The 17,592-nt window shown below is 37.0% G+C and carries 15 protein-coding genes; 12 read left to right on the top strand and 3 right to left on the bottom strand.

The features are described 5' to 3' along the window. Positions 1-20 precede the first annotated feature (20 nt). From glsA to IGJ32_RS03045, 8 genes are all read left to right on the top strand, one after another. Positions 21-947, top strand: a complete 927-nt coding sequence (glsA, locus tag IGJ32_RS03010) for a glutaminase A (RefSeq protein WP_342081590.1) — start codon at positions 21-23, stop codon at positions 945-947. A gap of 264 nt (positions 948-1,211) precedes the next feature. Beyond that, on the top strand, positions 1,212-2,660 hold the full coding sequence (locus tag IGJ32_RS03015) for a hypothetical protein (protein WP_342081589.1): 1,449 nt from the start codon (positions 1,212-1,214) through the stop codon (positions 2,658-2,660). Positions 2,661-2,873: 213 nt separating this feature from the next. Next, a complete protein-coding gene (locus tag IGJ32_RS03020; RefSeq protein ID WP_053766158.1) occupies positions 2,874-3,995 on the top strand; it encodes a glycerate kinase family protein in 1,122 nt (373 codons plus the stop codon). A 349-nt stretch (positions 3,996-4,344) separates the two neighbouring features. Further along, positions 4,345-5,841, top strand: coding sequence for an Lsa family ABC-F type ribosomal protection protein (locus tag IGJ32_RS03025; protein WP_034699765.1), 1,497 nt, complete (start codon positions 4,345-4,347; stop codon positions 5,839-5,841). 86 nt (positions 5,842-5,927) lie between these two features. Next, on the top strand, positions 5,928-6,485 hold the full coding sequence (locus IGJ32_RS03030; RefSeq protein WP_010738316.1) for a histidine phosphatase family protein: 558 nt from the start codon (positions 5,928-5,930) through the stop codon (positions 6,483-6,485). 440 nt (positions 6,486-6,925) lie between these two features. Further along, positions 6,926-8,002 carry a DUF871 domain-containing protein gene (locus IGJ32_RS03035; protein ID WP_342081588.1) on the top strand — a complete coding sequence of 359 codons (1,077 nt, stop codon included), beginning with the start codon at positions 6,926-6,928 and terminating at the stop codon, positions 8,000-8,002. After that, positions 7,989-8,885 (top strand): N-acetylmuramic acid 6-phosphate etherase, encoded by an 897-nt coding sequence (murQ, locus tag IGJ32_RS03040; RefSeq protein ID WP_342081587.1) that lies wholly within the window; start codon positions 7,989-7,991, stop codon positions 8,883-8,885. The genes IGJ32_RS03035 and murQ overlap by 14 nt, the downstream gene beginning before the upstream one ends. A gap of 13 nt (positions 8,886-8,898) precedes the next feature. Continuing rightward, positions 8,899-10,887, top strand: coding sequence for a glucose PTS transporter subunit IIA (locus IGJ32_RS03045; protein ID WP_053766156.1), 1,989 nt, complete (start codon positions 8,899-8,901; stop codon positions 10,885-10,887). 295 nt (positions 10,888-11,182) lie between these two features. On the opposite strand, the gene IGJ32_RS03050 is transcribed toward IGJ32_RS03045, so the two are convergent. After that, positions 11,183-11,584, bottom strand: coding sequence for a hypothetical protein (locus tag IGJ32_RS03050; RefSeq protein ID WP_010738313.1), 402 nt, complete (start codon positions 11,582-11,584; stop codon positions 11,183-11,185). Between the two features lie 629 nt (positions 11,585-12,213). Beyond that, complete coding sequence (gene nrdI / locus IGJ32_RS03055) at positions 12,214-12,663, bottom strand: class Ib ribonucleoside-diphosphate reductase assembly flavoprotein NrdI (RefSeq protein ID WP_010719884.1); 450 nt, start codon at positions 12,661-12,663, stop codon at positions 12,214-12,216. A gap of 208 nt (positions 12,664-12,871) precedes the next feature. Between nrdI and IGJ32_RS03060 the strand changes: the two genes are divergently transcribed. Beyond that, positions 12,872-14,296, top strand: a complete 1,425-nt coding sequence (locus IGJ32_RS03060) for a basic amino acid/polyamine antiporter (protein ID WP_010738312.1) — start codon at positions 12,872-12,874, stop codon at positions 14,294-14,296. Between the two features lie 162 nt (positions 14,297-14,458). Here the strand turns inward: IGJ32_RS03060 and IGJ32_RS03065 are convergent, their stop codons facing one another. Further along, positions 14,459-14,779, bottom strand: a complete 321-nt coding sequence (locus IGJ32_RS03065) for a DMT family transporter (RefSeq protein ID WP_010719882.1) — start codon at positions 14,777-14,779, stop codon at positions 14,459-14,461. A 471-nt stretch (positions 14,780-15,250) separates the two neighbouring features. Between IGJ32_RS03065 and IGJ32_RS03070 the strand changes: the two genes are divergently transcribed. The 3 genes from IGJ32_RS03070 to pcp are packed head-to-tail and all read left to right on the top strand — an operon-like array spanning position 15,251 to position 17,583. Continuing rightward, positions 15,251-15,937, top strand: a complete 687-nt coding sequence (locus tag IGJ32_RS03070; protein ID WP_010719881.1) for a DUF969 domain-containing protein — start codon at positions 15,251-15,253, stop codon at positions 15,935-15,937. Position 15,938: 1 nt separating this feature from the next. After that, positions 15,939-16,883 (top strand): DUF979 domain-containing protein, encoded by a 945-nt coding sequence (locus IGJ32_RS03075; RefSeq protein WP_010719880.1) that lies wholly within the window; start codon positions 15,939-15,941, stop codon positions 16,881-16,883. A gap of 55 nt (positions 16,884-16,938) precedes the next feature. Beyond that, positions 16,939-17,583 (top strand): pyroglutamyl-peptidase I, encoded by a 645-nt coding sequence (pcp, locus tag IGJ32_RS03080; RefSeq protein WP_010738311.1) that lies wholly within the window; start codon positions 16,939-16,941, stop codon positions 17,581-17,583. Positions 17,584-17,592: the final 9 nt, after the last annotated feature.

Below are 17,592 nucleotides of genomic sequence, written 5' to 3' on the forward strand. Positions count from 1 at the left end.
ATTGAAAGCTGGTTATTAAAATGGATGTCAAAGAATTAGAACAATTGATTGGGAAAAATTTCCACTACTATCAAACAGGACATGTAGCAAATTATATCCCAGCGCTTGCGCAAGTAAATCCGGAACAATTAGGAATGGCAATTTATGATTTGAAGAAAAATCAATTAATCGAAGCGGGTGATTCGCAAGTTCGTTTTGCGATTGAAAGCATGTCAAAAGTCCCCGTATTATTGTTAGCCATCCAAGATAATGGCATCGATAAAGTCTTTCAAACGATCAATACAGAACCAACAGGTTTTGCTTTTAACTCGATTTTGAATATGGAACTCAATCATCGTCATCATCCAATGAATCCATTTGTGAATGCTGGTGCGATTGCAACCACTTCTTTGATTGCCGGAAAAGATCCAGAGGACAAATTCAATCGTATTTTAGCTTTTATGAAAGAAATTTGTGATGATCCTCAAATTACATTGAACGAAGAAATTTATCATTCTGAATCAAGAACTGGGGATATTAATCGCTCCTTGGCTTATTACATGAAAGGTAATCAAATGATCGACGGAGATGTATCAGAAATCCTCGATGTGTATTTTAAACAATGTTCAGTAAATGTGACTGCTAAAGGGATTGCCAAGTTAGGCGCTGTCTTAGCGAATAAAGGTATTGCTCCTTGGAGTGGACAACAAATCATTACAGAAGAAAGCGCAACGATTGTCAAATCAATTATGACAACTGCAGGATTGTACGATGAATCAGGGGAATTTTCTGTTCATGTCGGTGTTCCAGCTAAAAGTGGTGTCGGTGGGGGCCTAATGGTAGCTGTTCCTAATTATTATGGCATGGGTGTTTTCAGCCCAGCATTAGATGCTTTTGGTAATAGCGCAGCTGGAATCCAACTTTTAAAAGATGTTGTCGAAAAACTCGATGTTGATATTTTTGACTAAAATTAGCGAGAAAGTATTAAGCAGAATGATGAAAGACAGATTCCTCCTTAGTTGAATCTTTTTTTACTCGATATAAAAAATGCTTCACTGTCATTTATTTATAGTTAATGATTGGTTTGTTCGGGCTGGGAAGAAGCTTTTTCCCAGCTCAGACTTTTTTATTTTGTTTTTTGTAAACGTTTTCCTTTTAAGGAAATAAAAAAAATGGGTTTTAAGTAATATGTTTAAATAAGTATATATATAAATTAGAGGAGCGAAAAAGGCATGTTGGAAAATTACATTGAGCGGAATATTTCGAGAAAAGTCTATCTTTGTGAGCAATTATTTGAATTTCAAGAAATAGATATCGAATATATTGCCAAAATGTTAGGTGTGACAATGCCTACTGTGTTACACGATCTTGAAAGTATCACCGAATGTTTAGAATATTGTATCGAAGACATTAAGCGAGAAAAGCATATCTATAGAGTCATATTTAAACATGGTATTGAATTATCAGAGTTAACACAGTTTTTATATGGACAATCGTATTTTTTAAAATTTTTAAGTTATTATTTTAGAGGGCAATTCACTAGTACGGAATTATCAGATCTTGAGTTTATCTCTTTAAGTAAAGTTTATACGATCAAAAAGACAGTCTTAGATTTCTTTAAAGCTAATTCCTATTTAAGAAATAAACAAATTATCATTCCTGAATTTGACGTGCGAAATCTTTTACTTTCCTTAGTAAGATACATTAATTGGGAAGGGTATGAAAATAAAAATCATCAAGTAATAGATGCTTGTCACCAATTGATTGATTTTGTCGAAACACATTTTTTCAAACGAAGATATTCTGAGGAAGATAGATTTTTGATTGTTCGAGGAATTGAAATAGCGATTGGACGTAAAGAATATCCTCTTTATTTTGATGAAGAAGATAAAAAGTCAGCTGAAAAAAAGCCTTTATTTCATATTGTTAGCCAAGGGTTAGCTGAACAAAAAGAACATTTAGATATACAAGAAGAAGACGTGTATTATATTTTTTCGTTATTTAACACACGAAATTATACGAACGAAAATATGGAATTATTGAAAAAAGCTTTTGAAGTTGTTTATACCAGTTTCATTGAAAACACGCCTTGTCTCCATGAGCTAATCGAAAAAATTGTAACTAGAATTGACAAAAATTGTAAAAATGATTTTATTTTAAAAAAATCATTTTTACAGTTTATTCGTACGATCTGGGCAGATGGTCAAGTATTTCTCCCTGATCAAATCTATTTATTAACTACTACAGAAAAAAAACTGTATGAGGATATCATAGTTATTCTCAATGATTGGAAGGGAACATACTATCCAAAAGTAAGATGGAATCACAACTTGATCAGAAAATTTGTCAAAAGTATGACCTTGATTACAGACGAAAAAGAAGAACAACCTACTGAAATTTTCATTGTGGCTCCTAGTGTTGTAAAGCAAATTTTTTATCGTGAACTACTCATGTCCGAAATGAATGAATATACTGAACTGAATCCAATGATTTATCATTCGTTAGAAGAATTACCAGATGAATGCTTGTATTTTACGCACAGAATCGTGTATTGTGATTATACTGTATATCAATGTGGATTTGACACTGAAAACACGAGGGTGATACCAATTTCTTTGAACAGGAAATATGAGCATCTTAATACCACATGGTCGGTTGTTTCAAATAAAAAGCACTTATAAACAGCAAGAATCAAATAGCAATAATCGAAAGTGGGCGTTCAAGAAGGAAGTGAATTCTTGAACGTCACTTTTCTATTTATGAAAAACAGCCTCGCTAATTGTTTAGCCCCATCCGTGTATTGTTTTTTGCAAATTTTCAACTTGTATTGGTTGTCAAAAAAAGAGAAACATGTCTTACTAGTAATGAGAGCAACGTACAGAGGAGGAACGACAATGACGATCTTAGCAGCCATTGATTCATTTAAAGGAAGTGCCTCATCGTTTGAATTAAATCAAGCAGCTTTGAATGGCTGGTTTTCAAAAAAAGGAGAAAAAATCAATCGCCCGATTGCTGATGGAGGAGAAGGAACAGCAGAGGCGATCTATCATGCTTTAGGTGGTCAATGGCGGGTAATCGAAGGGGTAGATCTGCTTTTTCGAAAAGTAAGTTGCAGATATTTACTCACGGTTTATGCGGGAAAACGCCTGGCAGTGATTGAATCAACTGAAGTAATCGGTCTTGATTTATTAAAGGAGCCAACTGATCAAACGATTCGATCAGCTTCTAGCTTTGGCTTGGGAGAACTTTTGAAAGATGCTTTGACACAAGAGGTTGATCAGGTGATTGTCACATTAGGTGGGAGTGGCTGTTCAGATGGTGGCTTAGGTCTGTTGCAGTCGCTAGGAGCCAAGTTAGTTGGGGCTACAGAGGGAAATCCACTGCTGACGACGAAACGAATCGAGTGGGGCAAAAGCCGTGAAAAATTCAAAAAGGTTCAATTGCTAGTTGCTGCTGATGTGACAAGTTTTTACAGTGGCCCACAAGGAGCAGCTCAAATTTATGGTAAGCAAAAAGGTGGTACAAAAACAACTTTAGCATTTCTTGACAAACAGGCAACGAATTTAACCGAACAGATAAAACAAACGACTAATATTGATTTAAATGCTGTTTCTGGAAGTGGGGCTGCTGGTGGAATCGGTGGAGCGTTATTGCTTGTCGGTGGTAAAATGGTTTCTGGTTTTTCACTTGTTGCTCAACTGATTGGTTTAGAAGAAGCCATCAAACAAGCAGATCTCGTGATCACAGGTGAGGGACGAATCGATCAGCAGACGATCAATGGGAAAGTACCATATGGTGTAGCTAAACTGGCAAAGAAACATGGGAAAAAAGTTATTGCGTTATGTGGCAGTCGCGAAAAAAATCTTGGACGATTAGATGAATTTCTGCCAAGTGTTTTTAGTATCCAGCTAGGACCGATTGAATTGAAAAAAGCCTTAGATCGTCAAGAAACCCTCGAAAAAGTAGCGATTATGACACATAATCTCAGCCGATTAGTGGAAGATGATTTATCTTAGTTGACAGTTTAAAAATAATTATGTTAACCTAATGACAAATAAAACGAAGTGAGGGATCTTGCCATTGAAAAACTAAGTCAATGATTGAAAGCTGCATTAAGGCTATTTTATTAATGAGAAAAGTGCATAAATTACATTAATCACGATGTTTGAGTGAAGAGAAACGGTCTAACGATTGCCCGTTGAAGCTTGCTCACGCAGAATTTAATGTGAAAAACACTTACTCAATAAAAAATAGCAGGCAGATTTTCAGAATTGGCGAGTTTTCATTGGTGGGGTCTCTTTTTGTATCCCTTCTTTGGCGACCAGTTCTGAAAATAGGACTGGTCTTTTTTATAGGAGGATATAAATGTCGAAGATAGAAATTAAAAATTTAACTTTTGGTTATGACAATCAAGTGCTACCCTTATTTGATCAAGCTACATTGAATTTTGATACCACTTGGAAATTAGGATTGATCGGTCGGAATGGACGTGGAAAAACGACATTATTGAACATTTTACAAGATAAACTACCTTATCAAGGACAGATTATCCATCAGCAAGAATTTAACTATTTCCCTCAAGAAATTGGAGAAGAAGCACAATTTACTTATGATGCGTTGAATGAGATAGCTGATGTCGAACTTTGGGAAATCGAAAGAGAACTACAATTAATGGAAACTGACCCAGAGATTTTGTGGCGACCATTTCACACACTGTCTGGTGGTGAAAAAACAAAAGTACTCTTAGCACTGCTTTTTGTTGATGATCAGCATTTTCCTTTGATCGATGAGCCGACGAATCATTTGGATTTAGTCGGAAGAAAACAAGTAGCTAATTACTTGCAGAAAAAAAATCAAGGATTTATCGTGATCAGCCATGATCGCGGATTTATCGATGAAGTGGTCGATCATGTATTAGCCATTGAAAAAAGCCAATTAGAACTGTATCAGGGGAACTTTTCAGTATATGAAGAGCAAAAGCAGTTAAAAAATGAGTTTGAGATTGCCCAAAATGAAAAAATCAAAAAAGAAGTCACGCGCTTGAAGAAAACTGCAGCAGAAAAAGCAGAGTGGTCCCGCTCTCGTGAGGGAGATAAGACGAAAAAAAGCGTTGGGTTTATCGATACTGAAAATCGTAGAGTGAATCGTGGTGCAATTGGTGCGGATGCCGCTCGAACGATGAAACGCTCGAAAGCAATCGTGAATCGGATGGAAACGCAAATCGGGGAAAAAGAAAAATTATTGAAGGATATCGAATATGTAGAGCCTTTGACAATGAATGTCAAAAAAACACATCATAAACGATTGCTGACTGTGGAGAATTTACAACTGGGGTATCAACAGCTGCTTTTTTCGCCCGTTAATTTTACGATTGACCAAAACGAATGTGTGGCGTTGACAGGGGCAAACGGTATAGGGAAATCTACGATCATCCATTATCTTTTAGACGATTTTGATGGAATAACTGCAGGTACGATCCATAAGCCTAATCAACTAACGATCAGTTACGTGCGTCAGAATTATGAAGATAATCGCGGTACGCTCAGTGAATTTGCAGAAAAGCAAAAAGTTGATTATCAAACATTTTTAAATAATCTCCGCAAGTTAGGGATGGAAAGAGAAGTCTTTCATAACCGAATTGAACAGATGAGTATGGGGCAACGCAAAAAAGTTGAACTAGCCAAGTCGCTTTCTCAAGAAGCGGAATTATATATTTGGGATGAACCGTTGAACTATTTAGATGTCTTCAATCAAGTCCAGTTGGAGCAACTGATTTTATCGTTTAAACCTGCAATGTTGGTTGTGGATCATGACCAAGTCTTCTTAAATAAAATAGCTGATCGACTCATTTCACTCAAATAACTCATTGTCATCAATAAGTAGTGAAACTTGTTTTGCTCATTAGTTATGTTACAATCGAGCCAGAACAAACAAAGGAGCGTTGAATAATGTTATATGTAACTAGACATGGCGAGACAACTTGGAATGCAGCAGAACGGGTCTGCGGGAGAGCGGATGCCCCGTTAACAGAAAAAGGGCAAAAACAAGCGGAGAAATTGGCTGAAAAAGTTTCAGAATTACAAATCCCAGTCACGAAGATTATCCATTCCCCTTTACAACGTGCAAAAGATACAGCGCAAGCCGTTGCCGATAAACTTCACTTGCCAATGGAAGTAGATGAACGGTTAATCGAAATGGATTTTGGGGAATACGACGGGATGCCAAGTCATGAAACAATCTTTCAAGAAGCACGACAAGAATTTGCGGTGCGTTTTCCAAATGGTGAATCAGTGTTAGATGTTTATGCTCGAGTTGTTCCATTGATCGAAGAATGTCTTGCTGATGAAGAGAATGTCTACCTATTAGTTTGTCATAATGCGTTGATTCGTATCATGAACGCTTATTTCCATCCTATGCCAAATGAGACATTCTTTGATTTTTTTGTTGAAAATACGGAATTAGTTACTTTTCCTAGTAAACATGAGCTGAACACTATAAAGTCTTAACTCATTTTTGGCGGGTAGCAGCGGATTCAAACATTCGTATCATGAATCAAAAAAATAGTTTATTTCTGAAACCGATAAGCGGAAGAATCCAAAAATAGTTTTTGCTATTTTTGTCATTCTTCCGTTTATTTACGTGGCTTTTTGTCAATAAGGACTGATGAGTTGTATAAAATCAAATAGAGGTCAGAATGAACCAATGATTGATGCGTATTTTTGTTCTGTCATTCAGCGCATGAAACACTTTTTAGTCGGTGTGTCGTTCTTTCTTTAGTTATATAATTAGCCATTAATCTTGGAAATCGCCTATCATTATCAATCAACGAAAACGCTTTTAGAAATAAAATTAATTTATTTTTATAAAAATGTTGAAATTTTATTTCACAAGAGGTATACTCTGTTCATAGAAATGAATACGGATACATCGCGTGAGGGGGAGACAGATGTTTGGTTTTTCGATCTTTATGAATGAAGCTTTAACGATAGAAAAAAAAGCTTATATCCAAAAGATGGCAAAGAATGGGTTTGATGGGATATTTACTTCTATGCATATTCCTGAAGATGATGCTAGTTTATATAAAAAACGGTTAACAGAACTAGGCGAATGTGCCAAAGAAAATCAATTGGATCTAATGGTAGATATTTCTGGAGATGCTTTAAAACATGCTGGGTTTTCGATGGCAGATTTAGAGCCATTAAAAAAGATTGGCGTTACTGGGTTACGAATGGATTATCATCTTTCAAATGAACAAATTGCGAATTGGAGCCATCAAATCAAAATCAGTTTAAACGCCAGCACGATCACTCCACAAGATGTCACAGAATTGCAAGTCGCTAATGCAGATTTTTCTCAACTTGAAGCATGGCATAATTACTATCCGCGTCCCGAAACCGGATTAGATTGGAAATGGTATCAAGAAAAAAATCATTGGCTAAAAGAACAAGGCTTTACAATCCAAGGTTTTGTGGCAGGGGACGAAGCCTTACGTGGTCCGTTATATCAAGGTTTACCTACTTTAGAAAGTCATCGACATGTCCATCCTTTAGCTGCTGCGCTAGATTTGATGTCATGCGATACAGATTTGATTTATATCGGTGATGGCGGACTTTCAGAAGAAGTTCAAGAACAATTTGCCATGTATCAAAGAGAACAAACAATTTTACTACATGCTGAAGTAATTGATGCCCAGTTTTACGAGTATATTTTAGGAAACCATATGAATCGGCAAGATGAGGCAAGAGATGTTATCCGCAGTGCGGATGCACGGTTTAGAAACATCCCTCAAATTCCTCCTCGTGATACGAAAGAACGAGCAAAAGGAACGATTACTTTAGATAATGAACGATATCTTCGTTACATGGGGGAGATTCAAATTACTAAAAAGGATTTACCAGCAGATGAAAAAGTGAATCGGGTCGCTCAAATAAGCGAAGCCGAGTTACCGCTACTTGAGCAAATCCGTGCAGGGATAAATTTTAAAATAATCAGAAGAGAAGGAAAAACAAATGAAGCAAATTAATTTAGAAAACCTAACAACAGAGCGACGAAATCAACAAACATTTGGACTTGATGAAATGAGTGTTACCCAAGCAGTTCAGCTAATGAACCAAGAAGATCATAAAGTTGCCGAAGCCGTTTCAAAAGAATTGGCTAGCATCGAACCAGTGATCCAACAGACGATTAAATCTTTCCAACAAGGTGGTCGATTGATCTACATGGGTGCCGGTACAAGTGGCCGTTTAGGTGTGCTAGATGCTGCAGAGTGTGTACCAACATTTGGTGTAGAACCTGAGATGGTCATTGGCTTGATTGCTGGTGGTGAAGCAGCCATGACAGTTGCGGTTGAAGGAGCAGAAGACTCTTTAGAGTTAGGGAAAGAAGATTTAGTAAACTTAGGATTAACTGAAAATGATATGGTCATCGGGATTGCCGCAAGTGGTCGTACACCGTATGTGATTGGCGGTTTAGATTATGCTCATACAATCGGAGCGACTACTGCTACAATTTCTTGTAATAAAAATGCTGAAATCAGTCAACATGCCGATTATCCGATCGAAGTTGATGCAGGACCTGAGTTTCTAACCGGTTCAACTCGCCTAAAATCTGGTACAGCACAAAAATTGATTTTGAATATGATTTCAACAATTAGTATGATCGGGATTGGCAAAGTGTTCAATAACTTGATGGTCGATGTGAAACCGACCAACGAAAAATTGATTGAGCGTTCAAAACGAATCATTATGCAAGCAACAGAGGTTGACTATCAAACCGCTGAGAAGTATTTTAATGAAGCAGATAAAAATGTGAAATTAGCGATCGTGATGATTTTAACCAATAGTGATAAAGCGACAGCAGAAGAAAAATTAGTTGAAGCAAACGGCTTTGTAAAAGGAACCTTATGAGGGGGAAGAACCAATGGCTAAAAATGAATTGACTTTAGAAGAACTAGCAACGCGGATCTATGCTGGTGTAGGCGGAATGGGCAATGTCGAAAGCATTGTCCACTGCATGACCCGTGTTCGAATGAAGATCATTAATGATGAGCTTGTCGATGTTGCAAAATTGAAAGCGATACCTGGTGTATTAGGCGTTGTTGAGGACGAACAACTGCAAGTGATCATCGGTCCTGGTAAAGTGAACAAAGTAGCACAAACGATGGTAGATCAAGCAGGTGTAAAATTAGGAGAACAGATTTCTTCAGGAAATAGAGCTTCTGATAAGTCGTCAGCCTCAGGAAAAGATTTGGTAAATGAGAGAGCGCAAGCGATGAAAGCTGCTCAAAAAAATAAACAAAAACCATCAAAAATCAAATCAATCTTGAAAGATATTTCGAACATTTTCGTCCCTATGATTCCAGCATTTGTCGGTACTGGGATCGTGGCAGGGATTGCTGCGGTACTAGCAAACTTAGTGACAGCGGGTACATTAGATGCAGCAACTTGGCAACAATACATTGATATCATGAACATTCTAAAAAATGGTATGTTCAGTTTCTTAGTGATTTATACAGGGATCAATGCAGCTCAAGTTTTTGGTGCAACACCAACTCTGGGTGGTGTTATCGGTGCGGTAGTCTTATTAACGGGCATGAATCCAGAAGCGCCACTTAAAAACTTATTCACTGGTGAAGCGTTAGCTGCAGGTCAAGGTGGGATTTTAGGAGTTATTTTTGCTGTCTGGTTATTAGCAATCGTTGAAAAGAAATTGCATAAAGTTGTACCAGATTCCATTGATATTATTGTTACCCCTACATTATCATTGATTGCTATTGGCTTAGTCGAAATTTTCTTCATCATGCCACTCGCTGGTTTCATCTCAGATGGAATGGTTGGCGGAATCAACTGGGTATTAGGTGTAGGTGGGGCCTTTTCAGGATTTGTCTTGGGGACACTATTCTTACCGATGGTTATGTTCGGATTGCATCAAATCTTAACACCAATCCATGTCCAAATGATTGATGAAACAGGAAAAACACTATTATTACCTATTTTGGCGATGGCTGGTGCCGGACAAGTCGGAGCAGCATTAGCATTGTGGGTTCGTTGTAAAAAAGATAAAGAATTGACTGAAATGATCAAAGGTGCGTTACCCGTAGGAATCTTAGGAATCGGTGAACCATTGATCTACGGTGTGACACTGCCGTTAGGACGTCCGTTCATTACCGCTTGTATCGGTGGTGGTATTGGTGGTGCTGTTGTTGGGATGATTGGAAATGTAGGTGCTATTGCGATCGGGCCTTCTGGTGCTGCTTTGATCCCATTGATTTCAGATGGAAAATGGTTAGGGTATGTCTTAGGGTTACTCGCTGCTTACGCAGGTGGTTTCCTAGCAACATTCTTCTTTGGTATTCCTAAAGAGCAATTGGAGAAAGAAGAATTAGCTGAAGAAACAACAACTGAAATGACACCAATGACGGAAAATACAGGAGCAGTCAGCACAAGTGAAATTTCATTAGCTGCTGTAGCTGATGGAGTAGTTGAATCACTTGAAAAGGCAAGTGATCCCGTATTTGCTCAAAAAATGATGGGAGAAGGTTACTTTGTTGAGCCAATCAATGGGCAGATTTATTCACCAGTAAGTGGAACGATCAGCTCAGTGTTCCCCACTAAACATGCGATTGGTATCACAACCGCTAATGGATTAGAAGTGTTACTTCACATGGGGATCAATACAGTTGACCTTGGTGGTGCACCATTTGAGGTGAAGGTAACAGAAGGTCAGTTGGTGACACCTGATACACTTGTTGCTCAAGTCGATTTAGCAGCAATCAAAGCTGCCGGTAAAGAAACTTCGATGATGGTTTTAATTACCAATATGGAGAAAGTAAAAAATTTCGTTTTAGAAAAAACAGGTGAGACAAAAGCCAAAGCGAAAGTCATGACTGTTGAAGCTACAAAAAATTGAACGAAGTAAAAACAGATAAAGAATAGAGAAAATTCGAGCCTGGGACCAAGTGCGGTCTCAGGCTCTTTTCTATGATTAATAAGAGGGAAAAATAATTGTAAGAGAAACAGTTTGATTCATTTAAGACGATAAATCACTGGTGAACCAAGCTAAAAGTTCAATTGGAGAAATTAGAAGAAATACACGAAGACAAAGTGGCTAGAATAGTAAAATAAGCCCGATTTTGATAGTATGTACTAAAAGTAAAATCAGGCTTATTTCATTTTTGGTAGATGATTGTCCCAACATCGCCTATCTATTTAGCAACAAGTAATAAATGATTTTTCAAACTATCTAGTTCGTTTTCTTTCTCTTTTCCAATCATGAATTCCTCTTTGTCTATAGTTACCTTATTTACTTTTGAAATCTGAATCTCTTGTACAACATTATTGTTTTTATAAAACTTTATTTGATAGTTGAATCTTTTTTGCTTTGATGTCAGTTTCATATCATAACGTTGAGCATGTTGATCCGATTTATTAAACAGAACATTAAGGTTTCCTATTAATGTTTTTAAAAAATTGGGGTCTGTAGCTTTCCAACTTTTTTCTTTTCCTTCGTCATCTTTAACAAAAATCACTGCTTTATCGACTTCTTCTAAAGAAACCACAGGATCATTCTTTTGCTTGCAAGCACCTAAAAATAATAAATAAAACATTGAAAATAACACAACAAGAAATTTCTTTTTTTTAATGTTTTTTCACCACCTTGTTTATAATCTAGTGTCAAAAAAAATATAAAATAACATATAAAAAACCTGTATATTTCTATTTTTATTATACCTTTTCCTTTTTGTTCTGTTAAGTTAACGTTTGCAGTATGCTTGGTTATATTAAGATTATTTGAACTGAATAGCTTTAAAAAGAGTATGGGAAATTTTATTTCTTCCATTTTGACTAGTGATTCTCTTTCGAACTGTCTATGTTTAAGTTTTTGATAACAAATTTTTCTGACAAAAGTAATCTAAATGAAGGGGAGATCCATTGAAATAGAATTAGAATCTGATACGATAACTTTTTATAACGGAAGTCTATGAATGGGGCATCATGTGGATGACGAGTGTTTTATCTTAGCCAGAGCTTCGTAACAAGTTCACACAATAAATCACAGTGTTGGAGGTGACACAGTTTACTTCTATTGTAATGTAAAATAATCGCAAGTGATGGATGAAGGATATTCGATAAGCGGATTACTGAATGAGTATAAAGCCTAAAAAAGAAAAATAGAGAGGAAACTTACCAACTAAGTTTCCTCTCTGTTCTATGTTTTGATCGAATTTTTTAGAAATTATTGATTAGCTGTTTCGACTAACTTTTGATATACTCGCTCAACATCTGCTGGGGTTCCCCGTAATTCATAGTCGGCGAGGAAAGGGAAGCCAAATTGGCTGGCGTATTGTTTAGCTGTTAAGCAATATTGATTATTAAAATTTTTGTTTCCACTCCCTACGACACCCAGACAAAGCGTATGATTGTCTTCGTATTCCAGATATTCACGCATGGTTTCTGTTAAAATTTCTGTATCACCGTTATCTAACCCATTTCCTCCATCTAAGTAAGTGGGTACAAAAGTGAAGAAAGGTTCACTCTCTTGTTGAAAGTCACTATTTTCATGAATTTCTTTTAGCGTGATTTCTGGTAATTGAGGATTTAACTCATGTTGGTTCGCAGCATATTCAGCAAGTTTTTTAGCGAAAGCTCGTGTGTTTCCAGAGATCGATATATATAGAATGTTCATTACATTTCCTCCAATTCTTGTCTCCAGTATAGCATTTTTTTATCAATTTTTGGAAAAGGTTTTCCCTAAATGAATATGCAAGATTCTTGTATAATTAGAAAAAAATAGTTACAATTATATTTCTATTAGAATTTTTATGAATAAAGTAAAACAGGTGAAGATTTGTTATACTTTTGGTAAAAGCGGTTTATTTTGGAGGATGCTTAAAATGGATACAGAGCAACAGAACAAAGGAATAGGGTTGTTTCCACTAGCGGCCTTAGTGATTGGGTCAGCGATAGGAGGTGGCGTATTTGGTATTATGACGGACATCTCCGGATCGGCTGGTGCCCCAGCTATTTTTAGTTGGGTGCTAGTTGGAACAGCTATGTTGATGCTCTCGTTATCAATCAATAATATCAATAAAAAACGTCCAGAGCTGGAAGGTGGTATTTTCAGCTATGCAGAAGCTGGTTTCGGACGTTTTGCTGGATTTATCAGTGGTTGGGGTTATTGGCTTACTTGTTGGTTGGGGAACGTAGCCTTTGCTACGTTGCTAATGAGTGCTTTAGGTTACTTTTTCCCAGTATTCGACGGAGGTCAGAATATCGCTTCGATCGTTATGAGCACTTTGTTTTTATGGGGATATGCTTGGCTAGTCAATCGTGGGGTCGAAAATGCAAGTTATGTGAACGCTATTGTAACAATCTGTAAACTTGTCCCACTATTTTTATTTATTGTTGTAGCAATCAGTACCTTTTCACTGCAACAATTTATCGATAATTTTTCTAGTGATATCATATTGAGTGCGAATGGCCAGCCCGTGCCATTTTCTAGTCAGATATTGAGCTGTATCATGGTGATGTTATGGGTGTTTGTTGGGATCGAAGGAGCTTCTGTGGTTGGTTCTCGTGCAAAGAAAAAATCAGATGTAGGGAAAGCAACGATCCTTGGTATTTTTGGTTTAATCATCATTTATGTTTTAGTTTCGATGTTACCTTATGGGACAATGTCAATGAAAGAATTGCAAGGAATCCAAACACAGCCAGCGATGGGCTATGTGTTTGAAATGATGGTAGGAAAATGGGGAGCAATCTTGATCAACGGTGGTTTGATCATTTCGCTTGTCGGTGTCTGGTTATCTTGGACGATTTTACCGATTGAAACCATGAGGAATATGGCAGATGCTAACTTATTACCGAAACGCTGGGGTCAAGTCAATAAAAAAGGTGCGCCAACATATGCTATTGTCTTAACGACGATTTGTACTAATGTTTTCTTACTTTCTTTATTGTTCACGGATAGTGCGTATAATTTTGCTTACACACTTGGGACAGCAGCGATATTCTTTACTTGGTTATTCTTAGGTCTTTATCAGATGAAACTATCTTATCAAAGAAAAGAATGGGGGCAATTCTTTATCGGCTTTTTAGCCAGTGCATTTCAAGTCTGGGCAATGCTCGTGGTTGCTTTCAATGAAGTGATGTTAGTGTTAGTACTCTTCTTACCTGGGATCTTCTTTTATTTAAGAGCCCGAAAAGAACAAAATGAGCCAATCCCTCATCTTCACTTAGATAAATTTTTATTAGTCGGTGTCACAATGATTGGACTAACAGCAATGATTCTATTTGCTACAGGCGTTTTACATGTTTAAATACACAAATATGTTAAATTAAGTCATTAAAAAAGCCAAATAAACGGTAATTCATGATTCTAATAAAAGAATCGTTAGCAAAACCGGTTATCTGGCTTTTTTTGATGTGTTCATGCACCTACTATTGTTTTGGTCTGATCAACCATTCCTGATAATGTAGGATCAATGTCCACTGGTTATTTTGATTCCGACCAGACTAATCAATAATAAGCCAACGAAAAACCAAGTGGCTAATGTCAGTTTATCATGAAACAAGACGACACCAATGATCACTGAACCAACGGCACCGATTCCGGTCCAAATAGGATAGGATAAACTCATTGGTAACTGTTTGATCGCCTTTGATAAGAGATAAAAGCTGGCGATCATGCCAATGACTGTGTAGAAAGAATAATTCAATTTAGAAAAACCATCACTCCATTTCATCATCGTAGACCAAAAAACTTCCAAGATTCCCGCTAAGATTAATTCAAACCATGCCATATTAATCACTCCATTTACACAAAAAAGAGGAGTAGCATTCCTCCAAAGACCTAATGGAATGCTTATCCTCTTAATACTACCCGGCGATAGTTGTGTCATTATTTTGTTAATTGAAAGGATAACACAGAATAAAAAATAAGGGTAGTGATAAGCTAAAACGTGAACCAATTTGAATCGGCCATTCGATTTAGAAGTCGTTTTTTGGAGGAAAACACCTACGCTAAAGTGTTATTTTAGATAATAAAGCACGTTTTTGTTTGTTTTTTGTTCATTTGTTAGTTAACAAAAATAAGATCTCAAAAAATTTGAACTGTAAACGAGTTGTTTCAATCGTAAGTGATTTTTCTAATTTTTTTATCGAATTGACTGAATTTTTAAAAAATACAATGAGATAATTGGATTTTATCTATATTTTCATGGCTTTTTGATTTATAATAAAAAAATATCTTGTAATTTTAAGGAGGAAGTCAAATGGAGAACTATCTTAGTCTTTTAGGTGTCTTGATCGTCATTATCGGTTTTGCACTAAAATTAGATTCAATTTTGATCGTAATGGTCGCACTGATTGTCACCGCATTGACAGGCGGTTTAGGAATTGAAGGGATGTTAGAAACTTTAGGAACAAGTTTTGTCAATAATCGAGGAATGGCTATTTTTATCATTATTATGTTGGCAACAGGTACACTGGAACGTAATGGTTTGAAAGAATCAGCAGCTTCGCTTATTAAGCGCTTTAAGAAAGTATCAGCTGGGATGATCATTGATATCTATGGGGTCTTCCGTATGATCTTTGCAGCGTTCAATGTCAGCTTTGGTGGAGTTGCCGGTTTTGTTCGCCCAATCATCATGCCAATGGCTTTAGGAACAGTCGAATCAAAAGGCCTGGAAATTGATCCACAACATGAGGAAGAATTAAAAGGCATGTCTTCTGCGATGGAAAATATTTGTTGGTTCTTTGGTCAAGTATTATTCGTTGGTGGAGCAGGTGCGTTGTTAGTTCAATCGACTTTAAAAGGTCTGGGTTATGAAGTGACACTAGGACAACTTGCTTTGGTTGAAGTACCAGTTGCTGTCGTTGCACTGATTGTTGCAAGTATTTATTTCTACTTAAGAGAAAAGAAATTAGCGAAAAAATATTATTCAGGAAAGGGGCAATAATATGAGCTTTTTTACAGATCCTGAAATTTTATTAGGGGATAAATTATTAGAAATATTATATATCATCATGGGGTTAGTTCTGATTTATACAGGAATCAGAAATATTAACGATAAAACGAATCCTCATCGATACGGTTCTGCTTTTTTCTGGACAGTATTAGGAATCGTAATTGCTGGTGGAAGATGGTTACCTGCGATCGTCAACGGTCTTTTGATTTTTGCCATGACAGTTCCAGCGATTGCAAAGAAAGTCAGCAAAGGAGAAAGTCGCTTACCTTCTAAACAATACATGGAAAAAATGTCTGATAAATTAGGAATGAAAATCTTTATTCCGGCATTGAGTATTGGGATCTTTGCAATCTTGTTCGCACTCTTTACTAAGCTTGGCGCATTAGTTGGTGTTGGTGTCGGTGTTTTTGCCGCAATGGTGATCATGATGTTCTTCTCACGAGACAATCGACCAACTACTTTCTTAGATGATGCTGCAGATATGCTAGGAACAGTAGGACCTTTAAGTATGTTACCAATGCTCTTGGCATCATTAGGAGCGGTTTTTACAAGTGCAGGAGTAGGGACAGTTATTTCTAATGCAGTCGGGCAAATCGTTCCCGAAGGTAATGTGAATGTCGGTATTATAATCTATGCATTGGGTATGGTTATCTTCACGGTGATTATGGGGAACGCCTTTGCAGCGATTACGGTAATGACTGTAGGGATCGGTGCACCGTTTGTATTCAGTCACGGCGCAAATCCAGCACTAGTGGGAATGGTTGCTCTGACCTGTGGGTTCTGTGGAACCTTGTTAACACCGATGGCTGCAAACTTCAATGTCGTGCCTGTGGCAATGTTAGAGATGAAAGACAAATACGGCGTAATCAAGAACCAATTATTCGTAGCGATCTTCATGTTAGTGTTCCAAATCGTTTATATGATTTTATTTAAATAAGAAAAAACTCTATAATAATAGTTAGTTTATATTGAGAATAATGGAGGAATGTAAAATGAAAGTACTAGTAACTGGTTTTGATCCATTTGGTGGAGATAAAGTGAATCCTGCTTATGAAGCAGTGAAAAAAATGCCTGATGAAATTGCTGGAGCACAAATTATCAAAGTGGAAGTCCCAACGGTTTTTGCTAAAAGCAGCCAAGTTGTGGAAAAAGCAATCGAAGAACATCAACCGGAAATCGTCATCTGTGTTGGACAAGCTGGTGGACGTTCAGCTGTTTCATTCGAACGAGTAGCGATCAATTTAGCAGAAGCTAGAATTGCTGACAACGAAGGAAACCAACCTTTTGATACAGCGTTAGAACCAGATGGACCAGCTGCTTATTTCACTTCTTTACCGATTAAAGCAATGACAAAAAATGTCCATGAACATGGATTACCTGCTTACATTTCGTATACAGCTGGTACCTTTGTTTGCAACGACATCATGTATCGTTTGCTTCACTTGATTGAGACAAAATTCCCGACGATTCGTGGCGGATTTATCCATGTGCCATTTTCACCTGATCAAGTGATTGATCGTCCAGTAGGCACACCATCAATGTCATTAGATGATATTGCCGCTTCTTTGACTTATGCAGTAGAAGCAGCCGTAACAAATGATCATGACATTGCTGGCAATGCAGGAACAACTCACTAATTTTTACAA

The sequence above is a fragment of the Enterococcus sp. DIV1639a genome, from assembly GCF_050530445.1.
In the GTDB taxonomy this organism is placed as follows: Bacteria; Bacillota; Bacilli; order Lactobacillales; family Enterococcaceae; genus Enterococcus_B; species Enterococcus_B hirae.

Excerpts from the sequence above, each read along its gene's own strand:
- IGJ32_RS03030 (WP_010738316.1), top strand. The coding sequence starts at position 5,928 with ATGTTATATGTAACTAGACATGGCGAGACAACTTGGAATGCAGCAGAA.
- IGJ32_RS03065 (WP_010719882.1), bottom strand. The coding sequence starts at position 14,779 with ATGGCATGGTTTGAATTAATCTTAGCGGGAATCTTGGAAGTTTTTTGG.
- IGJ32_RS03025 (WP_034699765.1), top strand. The coding sequence starts at position 4,345 with ATGTCGAAGATAGAAATTAAAAATTTAACTTTTGGTTATGACAATCAA.
- IGJ32_RS03050 (WP_010738313.1), bottom strand. The coding sequence starts at position 11,584 with ATGTTTTATTTATTATTTTTAGGTGCTTGCAAGCAAAAGAATGATCCT.
- glsA (WP_342081590.1), top strand. The coding sequence starts at position 21 with ATGGATGTCAAAGAATTAGAACAATTGATTGGGAAAAATTTCCACTAC.
- IGJ32_RS03035 (WP_342081588.1), top strand. The coding sequence starts at position 6,926 with ATGTTTGGTTTTTCGATCTTTATGAATGAAGCTTTAACGATAGAAAAA.
- IGJ32_RS03020 (WP_053766158.1), top strand. The coding sequence starts at position 2,874 with ATGACGATCTTAGCAGCCATTGATTCATTTAAAGGAAGTGCCTCATCG.
- IGJ32_RS03015 (WP_342081589.1), top strand. The coding sequence starts at position 1,212 with ATGTTGGAAAATTACATTGAGCGGAATATTTCGAGAAAAGTCTATCTT.
- IGJ32_RS03070 (WP_010719881.1), top strand. The coding sequence starts at position 15,251 with ATGGAGAACTATCTTAGTCTTTTAGGTGTCTTGATCGTCATTATCGGT.
- IGJ32_RS03060 (WP_010738312.1), top strand. The coding sequence starts at position 12,872 with ATGGATACAGAGCAACAGAACAAAGGAATAGGGTTGTTTCCACTAGCG.
- pcp (WP_010738311.1), top strand. The coding sequence starts at position 16,939 with ATGAAAGTACTAGTAACTGGTTTTGATCCATTTGGTGGAGATAAAGTG.
- nrdI (WP_010719884.1), bottom strand. The coding sequence starts at position 12,663 with ATGAACATTCTATATATATCGATCTCTGGAAACACACGAGCTTTCGCT.
- IGJ32_RS03075 (WP_010719880.1), top strand. The coding sequence starts at position 15,939 with ATGAGCTTTTTTACAGATCCTGAAATTTTATTAGGGGATAAATTATTA.
- murQ (WP_342081587.1), top strand. The coding sequence starts at position 7,989 with ATGAAGCAAATTAATTTAGAAAACCTAACAACAGAGCGACGAAATCAA.
- IGJ32_RS03045 (WP_053766156.1), top strand. The coding sequence starts at position 8,899 with ATGGCTAAAAATGAATTGACTTTAGAAGAACTAGCAACGCGGATCTAT.